At 46.3% G+C, this 21,851-nt stretch carries 19 protein-coding genes and 1 riboswitch; of the genes, 14 read left to right on the top strand and 5 right to left on the bottom strand.

The genetic code is table 11. The features are described from left to right. Positions 1–105 precede the first annotated feature (105 nt). A complete protein-coding gene (locus Q9M42_RS09735; protein WP_322526295.1) occupies positions 106–501 on the top strand; it encodes a thiol-disulfide oxidoreductase DCC family protein in 396 nt (131 codons plus the stop codon). Positions 502–548: 47 nt separating this feature from the next. Beyond that, positions 549–656, top strand: a riboswitch (SAM riboswitch). A 151-nt stretch (positions 657–807) separates the two neighbouring features. After that, on the top strand, positions 808–2,022 hold the full coding sequence (gene metK, locus Q9M42_RS09730) for a methionine adenosyltransferase (protein ID WP_322526294.1): 1,215 nt from the start codon (positions 808–810) through the stop codon (positions 2,020–2,022). Between the two features lie 50 nt (positions 2,023–2,072). Here metK and putP read toward each other — a convergent pair whose 3' ends face one another. Beyond that, positions 2,073–3,554 (bottom strand): sodium/proline symporter PutP, encoded by a 1,482-nt coding sequence (putP, locus tag Q9M42_RS09725; protein WP_440972319.1) that lies wholly within the window; start codon positions 3,552–3,554, stop codon positions 2,073–2,075. Positions 3,555–3,918: 364 nt separating this feature from the next. On the opposite strand from putP, the gene Q9M42_RS09720 reads away from it, so the two are divergent. From Q9M42_RS09720 to Q9M42_RS09700, 5 genes are all read left to right on the top strand, one after another. Then, positions 3,919–5,322, top strand: a complete 1,404-nt coding sequence (locus tag Q9M42_RS09720; protein WP_322526293.1) for a sigma-54 interaction domain-containing protein — start codon at positions 3,919–3,921, stop codon at positions 5,320–5,322. Positions 5,323–5,470: 148 nt separating this feature from the next. Then, complete coding sequence (locus tag Q9M42_RS09715; protein ID WP_322526292.1) at positions 5,471–6,379, top strand: proline dehydrogenase family protein; 909 nt, start codon at positions 5,471–5,473, stop codon at positions 6,377–6,379. Between the two features lie 114 nt (positions 6,380–6,493). After that, complete coding sequence (locus tag Q9M42_RS09710; RefSeq protein WP_322526291.1) at positions 6,494–7,459, top strand: DMT family transporter; 966 nt, start codon at positions 6,494–6,496, stop codon at positions 7,457–7,459. Positions 7,460–7,561: 102 nt separating this feature from the next. Next, on the top strand, positions 7,562–9,379 hold the full coding sequence (locus Q9M42_RS09705) for a UbiD family decarboxylase (RefSeq protein ID WP_322526290.1): 1,818 nt from the start codon (positions 7,562–7,564) through the stop codon (positions 9,377–9,379). 99 nt (positions 9,380–9,478) lie between these two features. Further along, positions 9,479–10,462 (top strand): aldo/keto reductase, encoded by a 984-nt coding sequence (locus Q9M42_RS09700; protein WP_322526289.1) that lies wholly within the window; start codon positions 9,479–9,481, stop codon positions 10,460–10,462. A 65-nt stretch (positions 10,463–10,527) separates the two neighbouring features. Here Q9M42_RS09700 and Q9M42_RS09695 read toward each other — a convergent pair whose 3' ends face one another. Further along, entirely contained in the window at positions 10,528–11,052 is a 525-nt protein-coding gene (locus Q9M42_RS09695) for a DCC1-like thiol-disulfide oxidoreductase family protein (protein WP_322526288.1), read from the bottom strand. Between the two features lie 163 nt (positions 11,053–11,215). On the opposite strand from Q9M42_RS09695, the gene Q9M42_RS09690 reads away from it, so the two are divergent. Continuing rightward, positions 11,216–11,674: a universal stress protein gene (locus tag Q9M42_RS09690; RefSeq protein WP_322526287.1), complete on the top strand. Its 459-nt coding sequence runs from the start codon at positions 11,216–11,218 to the stop codon at positions 11,672–11,674. 157 nt (positions 11,675–11,831) lie between these two features. Continuing rightward, positions 11,832–13,244: a DUF2254 domain-containing protein gene (locus tag Q9M42_RS09685; RefSeq protein WP_322526286.1), complete on the top strand. Its 1,413-nt coding sequence runs from the start codon at positions 11,832–11,834 to the stop codon at positions 13,242–13,244. A 111-nt stretch (positions 13,245–13,355) separates the two neighbouring features. On the opposite strand, the gene thpD is transcribed toward Q9M42_RS09685, so the two are convergent. Further along, the gene (gene thpD, locus Q9M42_RS09680) at positions 13,356–14,291 is read right to left on the bottom strand and encodes an ectoine hydroxylase (protein ID WP_322526285.1); all 936 of its coding nucleotides are present in this window, start codon (positions 14,289–14,291) and stop codon (positions 13,356–13,358) included. Positions 14,292–14,696: 405 nt separating this feature from the next. After that, positions 14,697–15,131 carry a universal stress protein gene (locus Q9M42_RS09675; protein WP_322526284.1) on the bottom strand — a complete coding sequence of 145 codons (435 nt, stop codon included), beginning with the start codon at positions 15,129–15,131 and terminating at the stop codon, positions 14,697–14,699. Positions 15,132–15,534: 403 nt separating this feature from the next. Between Q9M42_RS09675 and Q9M42_RS09670 the strand changes: the two genes are divergently transcribed. Next, positions 15,535–17,112: a BCCT family transporter gene (locus Q9M42_RS09670; RefSeq protein WP_322526283.1), complete on the top strand. Its 1,578-nt coding sequence runs from the start codon at positions 15,535–15,537 to the stop codon at positions 17,110–17,112. Between the two features lie 52 nt (positions 17,113–17,164). On the opposite strand, the gene Q9M42_RS09665 is transcribed toward Q9M42_RS09670, so the two are convergent. Continuing rightward, positions 17,165–17,890, bottom strand: coding sequence for an MBL fold metallo-hydrolase (locus tag Q9M42_RS09665; RefSeq protein WP_322526282.1), 726 nt, complete (start codon positions 17,888–17,890; stop codon positions 17,165–17,167). A 189-nt stretch (positions 17,891–18,079) separates the two neighbouring features. Between Q9M42_RS09665 and Q9M42_RS09660 the strand changes: the two genes are divergently transcribed. From Q9M42_RS09660 to Q9M42_RS09645, 4 genes are all read left to right on the top strand, one after another. After that, positions 18,080–19,303 carry a hypothetical protein gene (locus tag Q9M42_RS09660; protein ID WP_322526281.1) on the top strand — a complete coding sequence of 408 codons (1,224 nt, stop codon included), beginning with the start codon at positions 18,080–18,082 and terminating at the stop codon, positions 19,301–19,303. A 217-nt stretch (positions 19,304–19,520) separates the two neighbouring features. Beyond that, positions 19,521–20,078 (top strand): cell wall hydrolase, encoded by a 558-nt coding sequence (locus Q9M42_RS09655; protein ID WP_322526280.1) that lies wholly within the window; start codon positions 19,521–19,523, stop codon positions 20,076–20,078. Between the two features lie 121 nt (positions 20,079–20,199). Then, positions 20,200–21,027 carry a sugar phosphate isomerase/epimerase family protein gene (locus tag Q9M42_RS09650; protein WP_322526279.1) on the top strand — a complete coding sequence of 276 codons (828 nt, stop codon included), beginning with the start codon at positions 20,200–20,202 and terminating at the stop codon, positions 21,025–21,027. A 62-nt stretch (positions 21,028–21,089) separates the two neighbouring features. Further along, entirely contained in the window at positions 21,090–21,614 is a 525-nt protein-coding gene (locus Q9M42_RS09645; protein ID WP_322526278.1) for a YfiT family bacillithiol transferase, read from the top strand. Positions 21,615–21,851 lie beyond the last annotated feature (237 nt).

Genomic DNA, 21,851 nt, shown 5'->3' with positions numbered 1-21,851 from the left:
AACACATTTAGTTTAATAGTACATACTTATTCGTTAAAAAAGTTCATGAATATTTTTAGCTCTAAGAGGGAAAAGATGTAGGAAAGCAATGAAAGGGGAACAACTATGGAGCAACAATCGGAATTTATTGTATTCTATGATAGTGATTGTCCGTTATGCACTAGGTTTCATACTTATCTCTCAGCGATAGATAAGACGAACAGGGTGAATTGGAAGCCTATATATGATGAGGATTTATTCGAAAAGTACCCGATGCTCAAGGGAGAGCCGCTTGAAGAACAGATGCACAGTGTAGAGGATAATACGTACGTATACGCTGGTTATTATACGGTAAAAAAATTATGTTATACTATTCCGGCTTTGAAGCCGCTGAAGGCAGTATTTTTACTGCCGGGAGTAGAAACGCTTGGGCGCAAACTGTATCACACTGTTTCGGTAAATCGGTATCAGTGGTTTCATTTCCTTTGCGATGACAAAACATGCCAGCGGGGAGGGCACTAAGTTTGACATCAAATAGGGTTTGCGTTAAGATTTTGTACGAACGGATACTCTTATCCTGAGCAGGTGGAGGGACAGTCCCTGAGAAGCCCAGCAACCATCCGGTAACGGAAAGGTGCTAACCTGGAGAGGCAGACAGATGCCTTGAAAGATAAGAGGCGAAAAAGCTGAACTGACAGCCCCTTTTCCCTCAATTTTTTGGGAGAAGGGGCTTTTCTTGTACACAACGGCCTACTGCCGTTTTCTTTTCGTCTACCCTAAGAATGGGAGAGTACAACCGTAGCAGGCAGTTAAAAAGGAGGCAGCAGCGTGTCTACAATTGGACGACGTTTATTTACGTCGGAATCTGTTACAGAAGGGCATCCGGACAAGGTGTGTGATCAGATTTCCGACGCGATTTTGGATGCAATTTTAAAGGATGATCCGAATGCCCGGGTGGCAGCAGAAACAGTAGTAAATACTGGTCTCGTATTAGTGGCAGGAGAAATATCGACATCTACATACGTGGATATTCCTAAAATTGCCAGAGAAACTTTGAAAGACATCGGTTATACACGGGCAAAATACGGCTTCGATTACGAAACGTGCTCGGTTTTGACGTCTATAGATGAACAGTCGGCCGACATTGCCCAGGGCGTTGATGAGGCGCTTGAAACCCGAGAAGGATCGATGACCGAGGATGAACTGGAATCGATCGGAGCGGGAGATCAGGGCTTGATGTTTGGGTATGCAGATAACGAAACCGATGAACTCATGCCTTTGCCGATTTCGCTTGCGCACAAGCTGGCAAGCCAGTTAACAAAAGTCCGGAAAGACGGCAATCTTTCATATCTGCGTCCAGATGGAAAAACGCAGGTTACCGTGGAATACGGAGACGACGGGAAGCCACTCCGGGTGGAAACGATCGTTATTTCCACCCAGCATTCGGATGACGTAACGCTTGCACAAATTGAAGAGGATATGCACAAATACGTTATCGAGCCGGTAGTGCCGGCAGAGCTTCTCGACGCTAAAACCAACTACTTCATAAACCCGACCGGCCGCTTTGTCATTGGTGGACCGCAGGGAGACGCCGGGCTTACCGGACGAAAAATCATTGTTGATACGTACGGAGGCTATGCCCGTCACGGCGGCGGTGCGTTTTCCGGTAAAGACCCGACAAAGGTCGACCGCTCCGCCTCGTATGCAGCCCGGTATGTAGCTAAAAATATTATTGCAGCAGGACTTGCAGATAAATGCGAGGTTCAGCTTGCGTACGCGATCGGAGTAGCTCAGCCGGTTTCCATATCGATCGCCACGTTTGGTACGGGAAAAGTATCAGAAGAGGTGCTTGTAAAGCTTGCCAATGAAAACTTTGACCTCCGGCCGGCCGGCATCATCAAAATGCTTGATCTCCGCCGGCCGATTTACAGGCAGACAGCCGCTTACGGCCACTTTGGCCGTCATGACGTTGATCTGCCCTGGGAACGCACGGATAAAGCGGCAGCGCTTCAGGAACAGGCATTTACCGAAAAACAGCAGTAAATATACAAAATACCCGCTCCTGTTTATATCAGGAAGCGGGTATTTTTTGCTCAGTTTCTCTCGGTGTACGTGCCGACAGAGTCAAATTCAGTTTTAATTTTGTCTGAAGGCTTCGGTCCGAGCAGGCTAACGGCAATAATGATTAAGACGTTAATCAAGAAGCCTGGCACAATTTCGTAGAGATCGAACAACCCACCGGAAAGCTGAACCCAGATAATGACGGTTGTGCCACCGGCGATCATCCCGGCGAGAACTCCCCACTTGCTCGTCCGGCGCCAGAATAAGGAGAAAAGCATTGCAGGCCCGAACACCGCGCCGAACCCGGCCCACGCATAGCTCACGAGATCAAGGACCGTGCTTCCCGGGTTATAGGCGAGCAGCAGGGCGAAGAGGGCGATGACGATAACGCCAATCCGGCCGACCCAGACGAGCTCGCGGTCAGAAGCTTTGGGACGGAGCATCCCTTTATAAAAGTCTTCCGCAAGGGCACTTGAGGATACAAGCAGCTGAGAGTCCACCGTGCTCATAATCGCAGCAAGAATCGCTGCGAGAAGAATACCGGACACCCACGGGTTAAAGAGTACCTGGGTGAATAGAATAAAGACAGTTTCGTGGTTTCCCTCGGCCAGCTGAGTATCGCCTGAGAAGTAAGCAATACCGATAAATCCTGTAAAAATAGCACCGAGAAGAGAAATAACCATCCAGCTCATACCTACAAACCGAGCCATCGGAATTTCTTTTTCGGAACGTATCGCCATAAACCTCGTAATGATATGCGGCTGGCCGAAGTAGCCCAGCCCCCAGGCCAGCAGGGAAACTACAGAAATGACGCTCACGTTTGTAAATGCGCTTAATGCATCCGGGTTAATCGAAGAGACGGTCTGAACAGAACTATCCCATCCGCCGATTTCTATGACAGCAGCAATTGGCACAACAACAAGAGCGAGAAACATTAGAATGCCCTGGATAAAGTCAGTCCAGCTGACGGCCATAAACCCACCGAGGAACGTATAGGTAATAATAACAGCACCGCCGATCCAGAGAGCTGCCTGATAGGAAAGACCGAAGGAACTGACAAACAGGGTAGCGCCTCCGACCAGCCCGGAAGAGGTATAAAAAGTAAAGAAAATAAGTATAAATAATGCCGAAACAATGCGCAGTGCTTTTGTTTTATCGTGGAATCGGTTTTCAAGAAAGTCGGGTATCGTAATTGAATCGTTGGCGATGATTGTATACCTGCGCAGTCTTCTCGCCTGAAACTGCCAGTTCAAATAAGCTCCAATGGTAAGTCCGATCGGCAGCCATATTTCACTCATTCCGCCCAGATACATGGCTCCGGGCAGGCCGAGCAGAAGCCAGCTGCTCATGTCAGACGCGCCGGCACTGAGCGCAGCTACGGGTCCGTTTAATTTTCGTCCGCCTAAAACGTAATCCGAAAGGTTATTGGTCAGCTTGTAGAATAAAAAACCAATGCTAAGCATTACAACAAGGTAAACGATAAATGTCACAATTGTTGGTACAGAAATATCCATTTAGGTGGTCTCCTTTTTTGATTTAACATAACTGATTGCTGCTAAAACCACAGTAATCGGCATGGGTATTAATATGAGCAGCCAGGTAAATAGTGTTATTCCTTCCATTCAGTACACCTCCCCTTGAATGTACTTTTATATGTTGCAAGAATAGTGCCAATATTCTTAACTTCAACAGGCCTTAACAAAACCGGCGGAGACATCCATTATAATTGAATACTTCGCTGGATAGAAGCGCAAAGAGAAAAATTAAGGAGTCAAAGGTGCAAAATTTTGCACTCCTAAGTTTTGGGATTTTGCGTACGTAGACTTCGTACTTCATGATAAAATCAGAGCAAGAATAAATTATAAAGAGGGTGGGTTCATGGTATATCAAGGTACGAATTCGTTATCCTATCCTGAGCTGAACGATGTGTTTGACCATTTAATGGTAAAAATGGATCAGGGGATCCGAGTTATTGATGCAGATGAAAACCTGATTATTTATAATGACAAAATGCGTGAGATTGAGTCCATGACATACGAAGATTTTAATAATAAAGGTATGATGGACGTTTTCCTTTTCGAGCATGAACGTGACAGCAGACTGCTCCAGGCTATTAAGCAGGGAGTGGAAACGAGAGAAAAAAAACAGCATTATACGACGAGTCGCGGGAAAAATATTACGACCATCAACGAGATTTTCCCGATTTATTCGGGCGGGCGAATTGTCGCAGCAGCCGAGATCGCAAAAGACGTTACCCGCATGGAAAAGCTGGTCCGGGAAAACCAGAAAAAAACCGACAGCGGGCTTTTCACATTTGACCAGATTATCGGGCATTCGGCTGAAATCACAGGGGTGGTGCAGAACGCGAAGCGGGCAATGAGAACGTCATCATCGGTGTTAATTGTAGGAGAAACGGGCACAGGGAAGGAATTGTTTGCCCAGAGCATTCACAGTGAAAGCGAGCGGGCCGGACAGCCGTTTGTATCACAGAACTGCGCTGCGCTTCCGGAAACGCTGATTGAGGGCATTTTATTTGGGACGGTAAAAGGAGCTTTTACAGGGGCGTCCGAACGGGCCGGGCTGTTTGAAAAAGCAGAGGGCGGGACGCTTCTGCTCGATGAAATTAATTCGCTTCCGGTGGCGCTGCAGGCAAAACTTCTGCGTGTCCTGCAGGAAAAAAAGGTGACCCGTTTAGGGTCGCACAAAGAGCAGTCCATCAATGTCCGCATTATCGCCACGATGAACAAAGAGCCGGCAGAGGCTATTCAAAACAACGAGCTTCGTGAGGACCTTTTTTACCGTATTGGTGTGGTTACGCTGTATGTCCCTTCGCTGCGGGAAAGAAAAACAGATATCGAGCCGCTCGTGGAAACCTTTCTGGAAAAGTACAACCGGGTTTTTCAAATGGACGTGAATCGTGTCTCCCCTGCTGTAAAAGCGAGGCTGGAGTCCTATCACTGGCCGGGGAACATCCGTGAGCTTGAACACGTCATCGAAGGAGCGATGAATTTAATGCTTGATGAAGAAATGATTGAAGAAAGCCACCTGCCGGATCATTTCCGCAAACGAACCGACCTTCTGGAAGCAGGTGAGGTGGAGAAAAGCGGGCCGGCCGGGATAAGCAGCCGCGAAGGCAGTTTAAAGGAACGTCTGCTTGAAATGGAATTTACTTTAATTAAAGAGGCGCTGAACCAAAGCGGCGGCAACGTAATGCAGGCAGCCAAAGAGCTTGGCATCAGCCGGCAGAGTCTGCAGTACCGGATGAGTAAATTTCATTTATAATTTTTTGCATAAAGCGCAAAATTTCTTGCGGTTTTGACGAACAGGCTCTTTCTTTTTACGGAAACCCCTGCGGATGCCGGTGCAGCCATGTTGGCACGTATTTTGCAACAGTGTAGGGCAGTACTGAAAAGATCAGGAGGGTGCACCTATGACAATTTCACGGTCGTTTTTTATATTTCTTTCCCAAAATAAGACGCTGACAAAGGGCGCCAAAAAGTGGGGCATTCACCTCGGGGCTTCAAAAGTAGTGGCTGGGGAGGATATTGATGAAGCATTAACAACCATTCAATCGATGAACGAACAGGGCCTCAGGGCGACTATTGACCATCTTGGGGAATTTATAACGGAAAAATCAGAGGTGGAAGAGGCTAAGCAGAAAACCATCGAGATTATTGAGAGCGTTTATGCGAAAAACGTACAGTCAGAGCTGACAGTAAAGCTGACGAAGCTTGGTCTTGATATAGATATGGACTATTGTACAGAGAATATGAAGGAAATTCTGCAGGCGGCCAAAGAAAAACAAAATTTCGTAAACATCGACATGGAAGACTATTCCCGTTATGAAAAGACGCTGAATGTACTGAAAGCGCTCAGAGAGGAATATGATAATGTAGGCACGGTCCTACAGGGTTATTTACGGCGGGGGCTTGAGGATCTCGACAGTCTTGCTGAGGTGCCTCTTCGGATTGTCAAAGGGGCTTATCAGGAAAAGGAAGAGGTTGCATTCAAAGACAAGCATGAAGTTGACGCCAATTATTTTCTGATGATTCAAAAACATTTGCTGCAGGAAGGCTTTACGGCTATCGGCACGCATGACCACCGTATTATTAACGCGGTTAAGCTGTTTGTGCAAGACCAGGGCATAGCTTACGACACGTTTGAATTTCAAATGCTGTATGGCTTTAGAACAGAGCTGCAGCTGCAGCTTGTGCAGGAAGGCTACAATGTCAGGGTGTATGTGCCCTTTGGCAAAGAATGGTACGGATATTTCATGAGAAGGCTGGCAGAACGCCCGCAAAACCTAGTATCCGTTGCTAAAGGAATGATCACGAAATAAAAAGTTCATGCAGCGCCGCTCCTGAAAAGGGGCGGCGCTTTGGTATCCAGACAGGCAGAAAACCTTAAGGCAACAGTTTAACCAGGCAGCGCTTTTTGCGTATAATAGAAGTAGATGCAGCTGAAACTGGCAATAGAAAGGACACCGATGATGCAGACTGTACAAAAACGACGCACGGCAGGCTTTTTGCTGGTAATAAGCGGAGCCTCCCTCTGGGGTATTGGAGGAACAGTATCGCAGTATATTTTTGAAACCTACCGCCTGCCTGTGGAGTGGCTGGTGGCTGTCAGGCTGCTTCTCTCGGGCATCCTCCTGTTAACTATTTCTTTAATGCTTGGAAATAAAGAAAAAGTAACCGGGGTCTGGAAGCAGAAGAAGAGCGCAGGGGCAGTGCTTATATTTGGTTTATTCGGGATGCTCGCCGTTCAGTATACATACATGGCTTCCATTGAAAGCGGAAACGCAGCTGTGGCCACGCTGCTGCAATATTTGGCTCCGGTGTTCATTCTTGCTTACCTGCTTACCGTCCGGCATACATATTGGAATACACGGGACTCGGGCGCTGTGCTGATGGGACTTGCCGGCACGTTCCTGCTGCTGACAGATGGACAGCTGGCCGAATTATCTGTGCCGCCGGAAGCAGTAGTCTGGGGTATTCTTTCCGGCGTGGCGCTTGCTTTTTATACCCTGTACGCAGGTCCTCTATTGGCAGCGTGGGGCTCTATGAATGTAATCGGGTGGGCGATGACTGTCGGGGGAGCAGCTGTAAGTTTTATGCATGCCCCGTGGGACACCGCATGGGAGAGCTGGACATGGAGCATGGCCGGGAGCGTGATTTTTGTCGTTATTTTCGGCACTATGATTGCTTTTTGGTTTTACCTGGAAAGCCTGAAATATTTAAAGCCGCAGGAAACAAGTATTTTAGGATGCCTGGAGCCTCTAGCCGCTATTCTGGCTTCGGTATGGTGGCTGCACGTGCCGTTTGGTTTCTATCAGAGCGTGGGCGCGTGTCTGATACTTGGCATGGTCGTTTATTTGTCCCTGCCGCAAAAGGAGCGGGCAAAGCCTGCGCCGGCGTGAAGAAAACGGAAGCCATAAGGTAAATAAACACAGCCTCAAGTGAAAATGTACTAAAATAAGTATAGAAAGTGAAATACAATTCGGAAGGATGAAGGGCTGCATATGTATCAAAACCTCAACGAATGCGTAGAAGATCTTGAAAAGCACGGCCATTTAGTAAGAATCAAAGAAGAAGTCGATCCCTACCTGGAGATGGCTTCCATTCATTTAAGGTTCTATGAGCAGGAAGGGCCGGCCGTTTTATTTGAAAATGTAAAAGGAAGCCAGTTCCAGGCTGTTTCTAATTTATTTGGCACGGTTGAACGCAGCAAATTCATTTTTAGAAAAAACTGGAAGCAGGTGCAAAATGTTATTACGATGAGAAATGATCCTGTGCAGGCGCTGAAGCATCCGCTCCGTAACATGACGAGCGGCCTGACGGCAGTAAAAGCGCTTCCGAAGAAGAAGAAAGGCGTTGCGGAAGACTTTCGGGAAGTGAGCATCAGCGACCTGCCGATGATTCAGCACTGGCCGCGGGATGGCGGCGCGTTTCTTACCCTGCCACAGGTATATACAGAAGACCCGGAAAAATTGGGACCGATGAATGCCAACCTCGGCATGTACCGGGTACAGCTTAGCGGAAATGACTTTATCCCCGATGAAGAGGTAGGACTGCATTATCAGATTCAGCGTGGTATTGGTGTGCATCAGGCGAAGGCCGTAGCCAGGGGAGAGCCTTTGAAGGTCAGTATTTTTCTCGGCGGCCCTCCCGCTCACACTATTTCAGCAGTGATGCCTCTTCCGGAAGGGCTGAGTGAAATGATGTTTGCCGGCATGCTGTCCGGGCGTCGTTTTCAGTACAGCTATGAAGACGGCTACTGCATTAACCATGACGCCGATTTTGTTATTACCGGCGATATTTATCCGGAAGACACGAAGCCGGAAGGGCCGTTTGGTGACCATCTGGGCTATTACAGCCTGACGCATGACTTCCCGGTCATGAAAGTGCATAAGGTATATGCCAAAGATAAAGCTATCCTGCCGTTTACGGTCGTCGGCCGCCCGCCGCAGGAGGACACGTCGTTTGGTGCAGTGATCCATGAAATGACAGGGGAAGCGATCAAACAGGAAATTACCGGGGTTAAAGAAGTTCACGCAGTAGACGCTGCAGGGGTGCATCCGCTGCTGCTGGCAATTGGCAGTGAACGGTATACACCGTTTCAAAGCGTCAAACAGCCGGCGGAACTGCTGACAATTGCCAATCGTATTCTTGGCACAGGTCAGTTGAGCCTAGCCAAATATTTATTTATTACAGCGGAACAGGAAAGAGAGCTTGATACGCATCAGGAGGAGGATTTTTTCACATACATGCTTGAGCGGATTAATCTGCACCGCGACCTTCATTTTCAGACTAAAACGACGATCGATACGCTTGATTACAGCGGAGAAGGGCTGAATGAGGGAAGCAAGGTAGTTATCGCGGCTTATGGGGATGTGAAGCGGGATCTTTGCCAACGAGTGCCGGACGGCTTCCCGGCTGACAGTCCGATGCATTCGCCTAAGATTGTCATGCCGGGCATAATTGCGGTGGAGGCACCGGAATTTGACAATTACAAAAAGGCAGCTGAAGAAATAGCTGTTTTCGCTTCGAGCCTCGACCAGAAATGGGATGTTAAAGAAACTCCGATGATTATCATCTGCGATGACAGTAGCTTTGTCAGTGATACGATGCGAAATTTCCTGTGGGCTGTTTTTACGCGCAGCAATCCTTCTCATGATATTCATGGCGTGAACAGCTTTTATGAAAACAAGCACTGGGGATGCGACAGTCTGATCATCGATGCCCGCATCAAGCCACACCATGCACCGCCACTGCTTCCGGATGAAAATGTGGAGCGCCGGGTAGATAATCTTATGGAACGGATCGACTTAAAGAAATAATAGTTTGCTGAAAATGTTTAAAATGGAACAGAAGCGTGAACAGAAAGACACCTGTTTGAAATAGCAGAGTCAACAATCCAGAAGGGATGAATACCTGTAATGGAAAAAAGACAGCTTGGCAACAGTGACCTGCATGTGTCTCCTATCGGTCTAGGATGTATGGGAATGTCCGCTTTTTATGGCAAATTAAACGATGAAGAGTCGAAGAAAACGATACACACGGCGCTTGACCACGGCATTAACTTTCTCGATACAGCTGATATGTACGGCCCCATAACAAATGAACGCCTGGTTGGAGAAGCGATTCAAAACCGGCGGGAAGAGGTAGTGCTTGCCACAAAATTCGGGAATGTCTACAGTGATAAAGGCGAGCTGACAGGTGAAGTAAACGGTCGCCCGGAATACGTTAAGCAGGCATGCGATGCCAGCCTGAAGCGTCTCGGTATTGATACTATTGATTTGTATTATCAACACAGGGTGGACCCTGATGTACCTATTGAAGAAACCGTAGGTGCAATGAAGGAACTCGTAGACGCCGGAAAAGTCCGGTACCTCGGGTTGTCAGAAGCAGCACCGGAAACGATTCGCAAAGCCCATGATACGCATCCGATTACAGCTCTGCAGACAGAATATTCGTTGTGGAGCCGGGACGTGGAGGATGAAATTCTGCCGCTTTGCAAGGACCTGGGAGTTTCCTTTGTGGCTTACAGCCCGCTGGGGCGCGGGTTTTTAACCGGACAGATCAAGCAGTTTGAGGATCTGGAAGAGGATGATTTCCGCCGCTTTTCTCCAAGGTTTCAGGGAGAAAATTTCAATAAAAATCTTGAACTCGTGGATAAAATGAAGGAATTAGCTGAGGAAAAAGAATGCACAGCCTCCCAGCTGGCCCTTGCCTGGTTGAGGGAACAGGGGGTAGTGCCAATTCCGGGGACAAAACGGCGCACGTACCTGGAAGAAAATATTAACAGTCTGCAGGTTACGCTTACGGATTCCGATATGAAAGCAATTGATGACATTGCTCCTAAAGGCGCTGCCGCAGGCATGCGGTATCCAGAAGAAGGAATGAAGACGGTGAACCGGTAATAAAAGCAGGCCCATCCCTCCAGGTTGTATCCGGAGGGATGGGCTTTTTCTGTATGTGCAGGCTGCTAACTATTCTTAAAAGAAATATGCTTTAGACGGCTTTTGGAAATCAGGCTGTACAGTGGCACTCCGATACGCTCAGCGTACGGGAGGTAGAGAAGAACAGCCGGGAGAAAGCTGAGCGGAATAGCAAGGAGCAGCCGGCGTAAGGCATAAAAACCATGAAGCACCACTCCCTGATCTGTGCACATATGCAGCTCGTGGGCCGCATTTCTTGAGGATAGATAAGGGTAGTCCCCGGGAAGAAGCCGGGCTTCCTGAATGGGAACCCACTGGCAGCGGCGGTACAGATCAAAAAATTGAAAAATACGCACGGCTGCACGACAGGGCGGGCAGTATTTGTCGAAAAATAAGTAATGGATAGAGCATCTGTCCTTTGAAGGAATTTCAAACACACGAATCTGTGAACGTTTAACAAGTATATTGTACGGGTATTTTCCCAGTAACGCCATAAAAACAAAAACGTCCGGGTGTGGCAGGGCGACAATTTCATATGCGGCGGAAATGGATGGATATAAAAGCCAGAACATAAGCCAGAAAAAGGATAATCGTTCTTTTTCTGGCTTTTTATATTTTTTTAGGCGAACATTAGATTCAAACGACGAAAAACAGAGCAGATATAGGCGATTTTTACGAAAGTTTAAACAGAAAGCTGAAATAGGCAATTTAAAAATTTAAAACAAGAAAGGAAAGATGAAATTGGCACAAATTAATCGTATACTCGTAGGAGTAGAAGCTCTCGAAGGCGCGTCCAATGACGCATTTTATAAAGCAAAGGAATTGGCAGAGGAAAATAACGCTACGCTGATCATCGCGTTTGTAATGGATAAAAACGGCTACGCCTCCCTGGAACGTATGGACCCACATGGTTTTGGCAGATTGAAAAATCAGGCGCAATCACGCTTGAAGGCGTATAAAGAAATGGCAGAGGAGAACGGGGTCAAAGACGTGGAAACCGTTCTTGAGGTAGGAATTCCAAAAAAGGAAATGGAAAATCTTTGTGAAAAATATAATATCGACATGATCGTTATCGGCGAGACTGGATCGTCCAAAGTAGACCGGCTTTTTCTCGGTAACACAGCTAAAGCCATTCAGAAAAAAGCAAAGTGTGACGTGAAGGTCATATCGACCAAAGAAGCAGTAAAAAAATAAACGCTAATAACTAAAGCAGCATAACTGCTTCAGAGCCTTCCTCCCGCTTGTGCGGGGGAAGGCTCCATGTATGGGAATTTCCCACCATGGATGACGCTGCCAGCAGATTAAAGCAATAGAAAAGGTGAACGAATTGAAATATTATTTACAGCAGCTAATGCCTAAAAAATTACGGCAGATTAAAAGTATGTCCTCAAGACAGCGATGGTACGAACTACGGTCGAGTCTTTGGGTGCTCCCGGCCATTTATATCATTCTGGCCGTACTTTTAGCCATTGGGGCCTATTACGTGGAATTCGGGCTTGAGCCTGCATTCGCCATGGCGCCAATCTTATCAACAGGGTATTCATTAACCCAGACAATGTACAGTACGCTGCTCTCGGGCGTACTCACGTTAAACGCTTTTACGTTTAACTCCATTCTCGTCGTTTTGACGAGCTTTTCCGGCCAGTTTACACCACGGGTTTTGTTTAATTTTATCTCGGACCGAAGAACCCAGCATTCTATCGGTATCTTTAATTTATGTTTCTTTTTCCTGCTGATTGGATTTTTCTTTTTGAATTCCTCGATGGAGCAGTATACAGTGTTCCCCGTACTCGGTGTATTAGCTACAGCCGTTTCGGTAATAAACTTCATTATGTTTATCAACCATGCAACGAAATGGATGCAGGTGCCAAGCATTACGACGAACATGAAAGAGGAATCGCAGCAGCGGATTCTCAATACGCTGCTTTATGATCTCGAAGCACACCGCGCTAAAAATAAAAGTGAGGTACGCGAGCCGGAAACAAAAGGAGAGCCCAATGTTGTCGCAAGTGAAACGACCGGCTTTATCCAGGTTATAGATTTTGGCAAAATCGTGAAAGAAGCAGCCAAAGACGGCATTGTAGTACGACTGGATCGCCGGATTGGGGATTTTGTGCTTGAAGGCATTCCCATTTTTTCTTATTGGAAGACAAGTGAAGAGCCGGATCTGCCTGTAAATGAAAAAAAGTACCGTAACCTGATGTATCTCGGAAAAAGTAAAACAGAAGTACAGGACATCGAATTTGGGATCCGGAAATTGACCGAAATTGCGATTAAAGCGCTTGGAAACGACGAACCAATGACAGCACAGGATGCTATCTATCAGTTAACGGATCTTATATTTTCCATTTCAAAGGTGACCCGTTTTACTTCATATTTAACCGATGATAACGATACGCTACGGTTGATTATGAAAGACGAACAGTTTTCTTATTACGTATATTCCGCTTTTACCTACATTGCTTCTTATGCAGAAGAAAAGCCCGGCGTAACTTTGACGCTCCTTGAAGCGTTGGTCATTTTATCAAAAGCCCTGGAAACAAAGGACAAAAATTGCTGCTGGCATTACGGTAAAAGCATTGCCCGCAATTATTCCGGGAAACTTCCGCAGGATTATGACCAAATCACGTTTATGAACCATTTGGAGCAGCTTTCAGGCTCGGTGAATGATAAAGGTAAATTTTATGAAATGATTGATGATTTTGTAGAAAAAGATTTACTGGAAAAGAAACTGGTAGATCGCAGAAAACAAGAAAAGGAATAAAGCGAAGCCGATCCATCAGCGAAAATGACTGGATCGGTTTTTTTGTACTGTAAAGACGGCAAAGAAACAAAAAAAACGGGCCGCATTTGCGGCCCGGGAAGGGTTTGAGGATTACTTAAAAGATTTTGTGCTTTCTGTAAGGGATGCCGAAGTTGGTTCAATTGCGGAAGTGTCCTGGCGGTTGGCCAGAAATTCCGGACGCGGCTCCTGGCCGCTGAACGGATCGACGAGCTTGTTTTCCACCGAGTTGAACACGAAGAAGACGTTGCTGCGCGGGTACGGCGAAATGTTGCCGGCCGAGCCGTGCATCGTGTTGCAGTCAAAGAAGAGCACCGAGCCCGCCGGGCCGGTCGCGCGGTCAATCTGGCCGCCGGCCTGCTCCGTGAGCCATTCCATGCTTTCGTTGTCGGGCACGCCGGTCTCCTGCTTTTTGAGCGACTGCTTGAAGTTGTCCTCCGGCGTCGTGCCCGGGCAGGAGACGTACCATTTCTGCGAGCCCGGGATCAGCATGAGCGGGCCGTTGAACTCGTAGTTGTCCGTCAGGATGATCGAGCAGCTGAGCGCACGCATGTCCGGCATGCCGTCCTCCATGTGCCAGGTTTCAAAATCCGAATGCCAGTAGAACTCCTTACCTTTAAAGCCTGGCTTAAAGTTTATCCGGGACTGCATCATATACACCTGGCTGCCGAGGATCTGCTGGGCGGCTTTGACAATGCGCTCGTTTTTGGCGAGCATTTCAAAGAACCCGCTGTCCTTGTGGATTTCAAACACGGAGCGGACTTCGTTGCTGTTCGGCTCCTTGATCACATCGGGCGCGTCACGCTCCTCGTTGCGCTTCATCGTTTCCCGGAGCTCGCGCTTCATCATCTCGACTTCCTCATCGGTAAACAGCTTCTGGAGCATGAGGTAGCCGTTCTCGTCGTAAAAGTCCAGTTCTTCCTTCTGCAGCGGGCCGTCAAAATCCGAACCGCCGTGAACAACAGGGTCCTTCCGGTCCATGATTTCCTTATGATCGCCCTGTCTGGATGGGTACTTATCGATTGCCATTTTCGAGTCCTCCTAAAAATTTTTTAAAATAAAGAATGATTGCGGGCTGTAGAATCCCGCTTTAACGTGGGTGTGGAAAAAATAATGGTTCTTTTTGTGCACCGGCTGCATGCCTGGTTGCATGTAGAACAAAAGATAAAAATAATGCATAGCGAAAACAAAAGAACAATAAGCCCGGGAGAGGAGTAAATCGGCTTTTGAACGCAAAAAAGCCAGAAAAGAGACAGGTCTTTTCTGGCTTATGTTTTAGGCGCTATTGTCCAAACATTTCCACCATGCATATATTTTTTTGTCCCTCAAATAAGTGGGAACACTTAAACTGTTCCCGCTCATATAAGGAATAAACATAAATTTTAAAAAAAGCAGCGGCAATTTTTGCCGGCTGCTTTTTAGAGCTTTTAACTTTTAAGAACGGACTACCATCACACTGCACGGTGCCGTTTTTGCAATGTGTTCAGATACGCTGCCCATAAATATTTTTTCGACGGCGTTTAATCCGGTCGCACCGGTTATTATCAAGTCTACATGATATTTTGGGACGATATCACGGATGATTTTCGTTTTGGGAGAACCGTATAACAGTTCTACGTTTACATCTGTAATTCCCGCTTCTTCTGCCTGCTTTTTATATTTTGCCAGCAGTTCATTGGCATCTTCCTGTACTTTTTCAATGATAGAAGGCGCATAACTGCTCATTGGCTGATAGGCATTTTTATTAATTACCCTGGCAATTATAAGCTGGGCCTCCTGTGCTTTAGCAATAGGGAGAGCAGTCTCAAAAGCATATTCAGCCTGTTCGGATCCGTCAACAGCAACTAATACAACGTTCATTGTGTGCATAGAACATCCTCCTAATATAGTGAATTAACAGGGGTACCCTGCCTGAAACCTAAAGCTGGAAAGAGGAATAGGACAAATGCAAATCGTTTTAAGCAGTTCTTTGATGAACTTTATTCTATATTCATTGTACATGATATTTTTGACATTTACGACGCTAATAAATGAATAATTAGTGAAATAGTCATGAAAATAAAGAAAATTACTTGGGAAATTCCTTAAATCATTGAATTTGTGTATTATTTGCAAGACAATTCGGGTAAATCAAACCAAAGGCTGCTAAACATTAGTTCTTTGATCCTAATACTATTTCTAAGAGTTTTTTGGAACTAACTGTTGTTGGAAGGCCTTATATGTTAAAGTTTCGTTAATTCGTTTCCGCAATTACTGAGAGGGGGAAGGCATTATGAGTGAAAAAGAGAAAAAATTTAAATTTCTCAACAGTATCTTTTTCATTTCGTTTATCATCATTTTTGTGTTTGCATTGTGGGGTGCAATAGCACCACAGGCATTGCAGACTCAGGCCGAATTTACATACGGCTTTATCGCTGATACATTTGGCTGGTTCTATTTATTGTTTGTACTGTTCTTGATCTTATTTAATTTTTATATGGCGTTCAGCAAGTACGGGCGTGTCAGGCTCGGAGGCGACGATGCCCGCCCGAAATACCCTTTTTTCACCTGGATCGCAATGCTGTTCAGCTGTGGATTTGGTGTAAGTATCGTTTTCTGGGGCGTGGCAGAACCAATGACCCACTTCCAGACCCCGCCGCCCTGGACGGATGTAGAGCCGGGAACACCGGAAGCGGCAAGAGAAGCAATGTGGAACACGTTTTTCAACAACGGTATTCACCAGTGGGCATCATTTACATTCGTAGGACTTGCGATTTCCTACTTCCTATACCGCCAGGAAGAGCGGAGCCTTATCAGTGACACGATGAATGGTGTTATCGGGGACGGCACTCGTCCGCTTCGCAAAGGCTTCCGCAACGGCGTGGATATCATCGCTGTTATCGCTACAGTGATGGGGGTTGCTACCACGCTTGGCCTGAGTGTCCTGCAGATTAGTGGGGGCCTCAACAGCGTGTTTAATGTTCCTGCGAGCTCGACCACTCAGTTTACAATTGTAGCTGTCATGTTCGTAGCTTTTATGGCTTCAACGATCTCGGGTCTGGACCGCGGGATTAAATATTTGAGTAACGTAAACCTCGGTCTGGCATTGTTTTTAATGATAGCGGTAGTGTTTATCGGACCTACCGGTTTTATCCTTGAAACGATAACGATGGGTCTTGGCGATTACGTGCAAAACTTTTTCCAGGCAAGTCTGCGTATGGAAAACTATACAGATGGCACCTGGGTGCAGGATTGGCCGATTTATTACTGGGCCTGGACAATTGCCTGGTCCCCATTTGTAGGCATGTTCGTAGCCCGTATTTCCAAAGGGCGTACGCTTCGGGAATTCGTCCTTGGCGTTATGGTGGCTCCGCCGTTTATCGGTATGATCTGGATTGGTATTTTCGGTGGTACTGCAATTAACCTGGATTTATTCCATGGCACAGATATAGCAGGAATTGTTGCGGATGATACGACACGGGCCATGTTCGCCATGTTGGATAATATACCGTTTGGGACCTTGCTGTCAGTGCTTTCAATTTGTCTGTTATTTACATTCCTGATAACATCAGCCGACTCTGCAACATTTGTACTTGGCATGATGACCTCCAACGGAGACACAAACCCGTCAATGCTTTTAAAAGTGATCTGGGGCGCTCTGATCGCCAGTTTAGCTACTGTACTGATTATCAGTGCCGGTCTTGACGGACTGCAGACAGTTTCTCTTATCGGGGCCCTGCCATTCTCTATCGTCCTGTTCATCTCTGCCATTTCCTTACTGAAATCTGTACGAAAGGATTACAAGGAAACGAGACTTCGGGAGGAAGAAGAGCGCCGGCAGCGGATTCGCGAGGATATCGAAAACTCTTAATCAAAGCACAAAGGAAAGCACCTCCGCCAGCTGCGGAGGTGCTTTTTTTCGTTCAGGATAAAATCTCCCGGATTTTTTGGTTAATGTCACCGTGTACTATGCCTCCGTGATAACAAACTGCGGTAGTTATATCAAAGTCGAGCAGCTTTTCGAGGGAACGGTGAGCTTGTTCCATGTCGGGTGTGACTTCTGCGCGGGGGCCGAAAAGTTCGCCATCTTCAGCAGTCAAAGCATCGCCGGCAATAAGCGTATGGCTGTTTTCATGATAGAGGCTGATATGGCCGGGAGTATGACCGGGCGTATGCACCACGGTCAACTCTGTCAGAAGTTTATTTCCCTCTTCCACGGTTTCATTGATAAGCGAGGGCTCAGTTTTATCGAACATATAGCCAACCCTGTCCCGCTTTTCTTCCGGAAGGGTGTCGATCAGGTTTGCTTTGGCATTACTACTAAGTTTAATTAATGGTTCTTCTCCATCCACGTAAAGTTTGTCTTCAGAGTGCATGAGGATACGCGATTTGGGATGGTCGTGAAGAATTTCCGGGAGACTCCCGATGTGATCAATGTCCTGATGGGTTAAGACGATAGTATCAAGGTGGTCGGGATTCAAATTTTCTTTTCGTATCAATTCGTATATTTCTTCCTCGTACCCAGGCGTACCTGTGTCAAAGAGAATAAGACGGCCATCGTTATTCATGAGGGTTAAGTGTAATACCATGGTATCTTTTCCCTTGGGCACGGAAAGCTCGAGTACGTGCATGGTTTCTGTCAGCTTCATAGCAGCCGAAGCACTTGGCTTCGGTTCACCTCCTTGTATTAATAATGAACCTAAAAGAATTATTCCTCATTTTCTTTTATCTATAACATGTGCATAATAGAAAAGTATGTGCATATGGAGAAGGGCAGAAGTATGGTACTGTATCCCTGGCCTTATTTTTAAGACAGTGCAGAGAAAGGAGGAGTATCGATGGCTTCGAAGAAAAACAAACATTCGCTGGAGAGCTATACACTCGGACTGATAGCTGCTCCAGAGCTGCCAAAGGAAATTTGCGATGAGATGGCAGAAGAGCTGCCCGATTTGCTCAAAAACTATGTAGATGACCGGAGAAGCTGGGAAGTGGAAGTGATTCTCGACCCTTTTGCCGGGGTAGTAGAAAAATCAGAGCCGGTGATTGAGGAAGCACAAAAGCATAAGCAAAAGCATGAATGGGATTATGCTCTCTGCTTTACGGACCTTCCAATTGTAGATGGCAAAAAACTGGTGATAGCTGATGCCAGTTCAGACCGGGAAATCGGCCTCATTTCCTTGCCGTCCCTTGGAGCAATGCCAATGAGAAAGCGTGTGCGGGAGGCAATGATGCAGCTTGTAAATGAAATGCACCATGGTAGTCTGGAAGAAGACCGGGAACGGCAGAATGAACGTATTGCAGAAAACCAGGAGCAGCTTGAAGATCATGAAGACGAATATTCACATCAGGTCCGGGGCAGAGGCTCGAGGGAATTGATGGGGAGCCGGTTGTATGAGCGCTTTTCCCCGATTAAACGGACGGTATATTCTAATAAAGAAGAAAGTCAGCATGTCCGCTTCTATGCTAACCTGAATATGAGAGGACGCACGAGGCTGCTTTCCGGCATGGTGCTGGCAAACCGGCCGTGGACGATTTTTCCAGCATTTAAGCGAGTAATTGCCTTAGCCTTTGCTACCGGAGCTTATGGACTAATCTTTCCTAGTTTCTGGATGCTGAGTGACACCTATGGCTTCTGGCGCTTTCTTGCTGTTATGTTTACGGCAATGGTGGCTATGACTGTATGGTTTATTGCTGCCCATGGGTTGTGGGAAAAAGAGGCAAAAGCAGAATCTAAATTTTTAGTCCGTTCCTACAATAAAGCTACAGCTTTTACCATCGGAATTGCCATTATTCATTATTATATTATTCTATTTGTTATGTTTTTAGTTGTTTCTCTGCTGTTTATCCCAGGCTCACAGCTGGCATTGAATTTACAGGGGGCCGTGACATTTGCGACTTACCTGAAAATATCCTGGCTTGCCTGCACGGTAGCTACGCTTGGAGGAGCTCTTGGGGCAGGGCTTGAAAGTGAAGAAACGGTGCTCAAAGCGACCTACGGCTACCGTCAGCGTATTCGCAATGAACGTGCGAAATCGGAAAAACGGGAGGAATCTTCCTCCTAAAGAGGATGCAGGATGGCGTTTGTGCCTTTATGGTGGAATTACAATGCCTGTTTCGGTGCCTATAACTTTTCTTCACGTATTACAGCAAAAAACAGCCGAATACGCCGTCAGTGGAAATTATTATTCCCTGAAGCAAAGTGGTAAAATGATGACATACCTGTCATTTACCGCTAGCATAGGAACAATAATCTTGCCTCACTGATAAAGGGTGATTACGATGTCCAGGCAGTATTCTATTTACACCGTAATGGGAGCGCTAGCTGTTTTTGCTGCTGTGTTAGGCTTCTTAGTCTACAATGTGCATGAACGAAGCCAGACAGCCGAGCAGGAAGCAGAAGAAAAGCAACGTGCTGCAGAAGAAGAGACAGGACAGGAACCGGAAAAAGAAAGAGTCGCCTCGAGTGAAGTGCCTGAGGTGGAAAATGAAGAATTGCTTGAACGGGCTGTTCATGCAGAAGCCAAAGATGAATCTTTTGAAGGCATGGTGGCCGTAGCAAGTGTTATTTTGAACCGCATTGAATCTGAAACCTTTCCAGACGATGTCGAAAGTGTCATATACGAAGAAAACCAGTTCCAGGTAGTGTCTAACGGAAGTATAGAAGAACCCCCTTCTGAACGCGCAGAAGAAGCAACGGAAGAGGCTTTGGATGGATCGGAACCGGTAGGGGATTCCTTGTTTTTCTGGAGTGAAGAAGTGCCGAAAGACAACTGGCTCTGGGAAACAAAAACAGTTGATTATGAAATCGGCGGACATGTTTTCTCAGAGGACGTTTAAGAAGGACCAGCGGTGACGAACCGCTGGTTTTTTGTTTTATATTTGATCAAAATCATGCTTACTGGGTAGCTGGGCAAGAAATGTATTAGAAAGTCAGCATAATAGTGAAGGGGAGAATGAGATGAAATTTTCGATATGCAGCTGGATTTTTGGAGACCAGCCGATTGAGCAGACGATGCGCGAAGCAGCTTCCATCGGATACGATGAAATTGAGATTCATGCAAAAGATTATAACTGGGAGGAATTAACCCGACTGGCGGAAACCCTTGGACTCCGCATCCGGGGGCTGTGCGCGGATGCAGCCTGGCCGCGGAGAGAAACAGATTTATCGCAGATTGACCCTTTGATGCGAAAAAAAGCTGTAAATTATTTTAAAGAACAAATTAGCCGTGCATACCGGGCCGGAGCAGAATATATGGTGCTATCCCCATGTGCCCCGGGCAAATCAGAGCCGGAAGGAAACGGCAAAGAAGAATGGAAAGCAGCAGTTTTATCACTTCAGGAAATAGCTCCCTATGCAGAAGAAAGAAACGTTGCTCTGGTAATTGAGCCGTTAAATCGTTACGAAAGCTGTATTATTAATACCGGAGGGCAGGCGCTTGTGCTCGTAGAAGAAATTGGGCATCCATTTGTGACGACGATGCTCGATACATTTCATATGAACATTGAAGAAAGCAGCATGGAGGCCCCTTTTCATCATCTTGGCCCAGCCCTCAGCCATATACATGTGGCAGATAATAATCGGCAGGGCCTCGGGTACGGAATACTTCCCTGGGAGGCGATCGTCGGGGCTATTAAAGAAACAGGGTACGACGCAACGATTACAGTAGAATGCCTGGCACCAGAATTAAATGTATTTCTTTCCGAAGAAAAAAAGTCCAGAATAGATTGTGTTAATGAATATGCCGAAAAGTCGCTTGAAAAAATGCAGTATCTTTTCCGGACATAAATACGCTGCGGACTGTTTATTACATGAATAACAAATTAAAAGCTAAAAATGGGGGTGGAAATATGGATAAACACCGTTTTCCTATCGGAAGATTCGAATGGCCTGAAACGATAAGTGCTGAAAAACGAAAGGAATGCATTAGAGCATTGTCGAAAGCACCGTCACTTTACAGGGAAGAGGTGGAGCATTTAAAGAAACATCAGCTGGATACTCCTTACCGGGAAGGCGGATGGAGCATCCGTCAGGTCGTCCACCACGTGCCCGACAGTCATTTGCACGGTTATATACGCTTTAAACAGGCATTAACGGAGGAAAGCCCTGAAATTAAACCATACGATCAGATGGCGTGGGCTGAACTTATGGACAGCAGTGGAGAAATAGAAGTTTCTCTTAAACTGCTCGAAAGTCTTCATCAACGCTGGGTGCTTTTATTAAATGAATTACAGGAAAACGACTGGATCCGCACTTTCCGTCATCCTGAATCAGGCCGTTCCACACTTGAAGAGGCTGTGAGTCTTTACGCCTGGCACAGCAGGCATCATTTGGCTCATATTACGTCTCTGAAAGAGAGAATGGAATGGAGATAAAATAAGCGATTTAAATTAGTGTAGATTAATTATTAGTTAAAAATTCCTTCCCCCCTTTGACTTATGGAGGGGGGAATTTTTATTTGATGTAAAATATTCAATAATGATAGCGCTTACTAGTTTGAAAAGTTTTTTTACATAGAAAATAAAAAATAGTTTGAATTTTTATTGGACTAAAAGAAATTATATGCTACTGTACTAATTAAGGAACATTTAAAGACAATGTCCTAAAAGGAG

The organism is Marinococcus luteus (assembly GCF_034497705.1).
GTDB classification, from domain to species: domain Bacteria; phylum Bacillota; class Bacilli; order Bacillales; family Marinococcaceae; genus Marinococcus; species Marinococcus luteus_A.
This window is presented reverse-complemented; position numbering and strand designations above follow the sequence as displayed.

Coding starts and splice junctions, on each gene's coding strand:
- Q9M42_RS09695 (WP_322526288.1), bottom strand. CDS start 11,052: ATGTTCTGGCTTTTATATCCATCCATTTCCGCCGCATATGAAATTGTC.
- Q9M42_RS09685 (WP_322526286.1), top strand. CDS start 11,832: ATGCCTAAAAAATTACGGCAGATTAAAAGTATGTCCTCAAGACAGCGA.
- Q9M42_RS09660 (WP_322526281.1), top strand. CDS start 18,080: ATGGCTTCGAAGAAAAACAAACATTCGCTGGAGAGCTATACACTCGGA.
- thpD (WP_322526285.1), bottom strand. CDS start 14,291: ATGGCAATCGATAAGTACCCATCCAGACAGGGCGATCATAAGGAAATC.
- Q9M42_RS09690 (WP_322526287.1), top strand. CDS start 11,216: ATGAAATTGGCACAAATTAATCGTATACTCGTAGGAGTAGAAGCTCTC.
- Q9M42_RS09705 (WP_322526290.1), top strand. CDS start 7,562: ATGTATCAAAACCTCAACGAATGCGTAGAAGATCTTGAAAAGCACGGC.
- Q9M42_RS09675 (WP_322526284.1), bottom strand. CDS start 15,131: ATGCACACAATGAACGTTGTATTAGTTGCTGTTGACGGATCCGAACAG.
- putP (WP_440972319.1), bottom strand. CDS start 3,554: ATGGATATTTCTGTACCAACAATTGTGACATTTATCGTTTACCTTGTT.
- Q9M42_RS09670 (WP_322526283.1), top strand. CDS start 15,535: ATGAGTGAAAAAGAGAAAAAATTTAAATTTCTCAACAGTATCTTTTTC.
- Q9M42_RS09735 (WP_322526295.1), top strand. CDS start 106: ATGGAGCAACAATCGGAATTTATTGTATTCTATGATAGTGATTGTCCG.
- Q9M42_RS09655 (WP_322526280.1), top strand. CDS start 19,521: ATGTCCAGGCAGTATTCTATTTACACCGTAATGGGAGCGCTAGCTGTT.
- Q9M42_RS09710 (WP_322526291.1), top strand. CDS start 6,494: ATGCAGCTGAAACTGGCAATAGAAAGGACACCGATGATGCAGACTGTA.
- Q9M42_RS09700 (WP_322526289.1), top strand. CDS start 9,479: ATGGAAAAAAGACAGCTTGGCAACAGTGACCTGCATGTGTCTCCTATC.
- Q9M42_RS09645 (WP_322526278.1), top strand. CDS start 21,090: ATGGATAAACACCGTTTTCCTATCGGAAGATTCGAATGGCCTGAAACG.
- Q9M42_RS09665 (WP_322526282.1), bottom strand. CDS start 17,890: ATGAAGCTGACAGAAACCATGCACGTACTCGAGCTTTCCGTGCCCAAG.
- Q9M42_RS09715 (WP_322526292.1), top strand. CDS start 5,471: ATGACAATTTCACGGTCGTTTTTTATATTTCTTTCCCAAAATAAGACG.
- Q9M42_RS09650 (WP_322526279.1), top strand. CDS start 20,200: ATGAAATTTTCGATATGCAGCTGGATTTTTGGAGACCAGCCGATTGAG.
- Q9M42_RS09720 (WP_322526293.1), top strand. CDS start 3,919: ATGGTATATCAAGGTACGAATTCGTTATCCTATCCTGAGCTGAACGAT.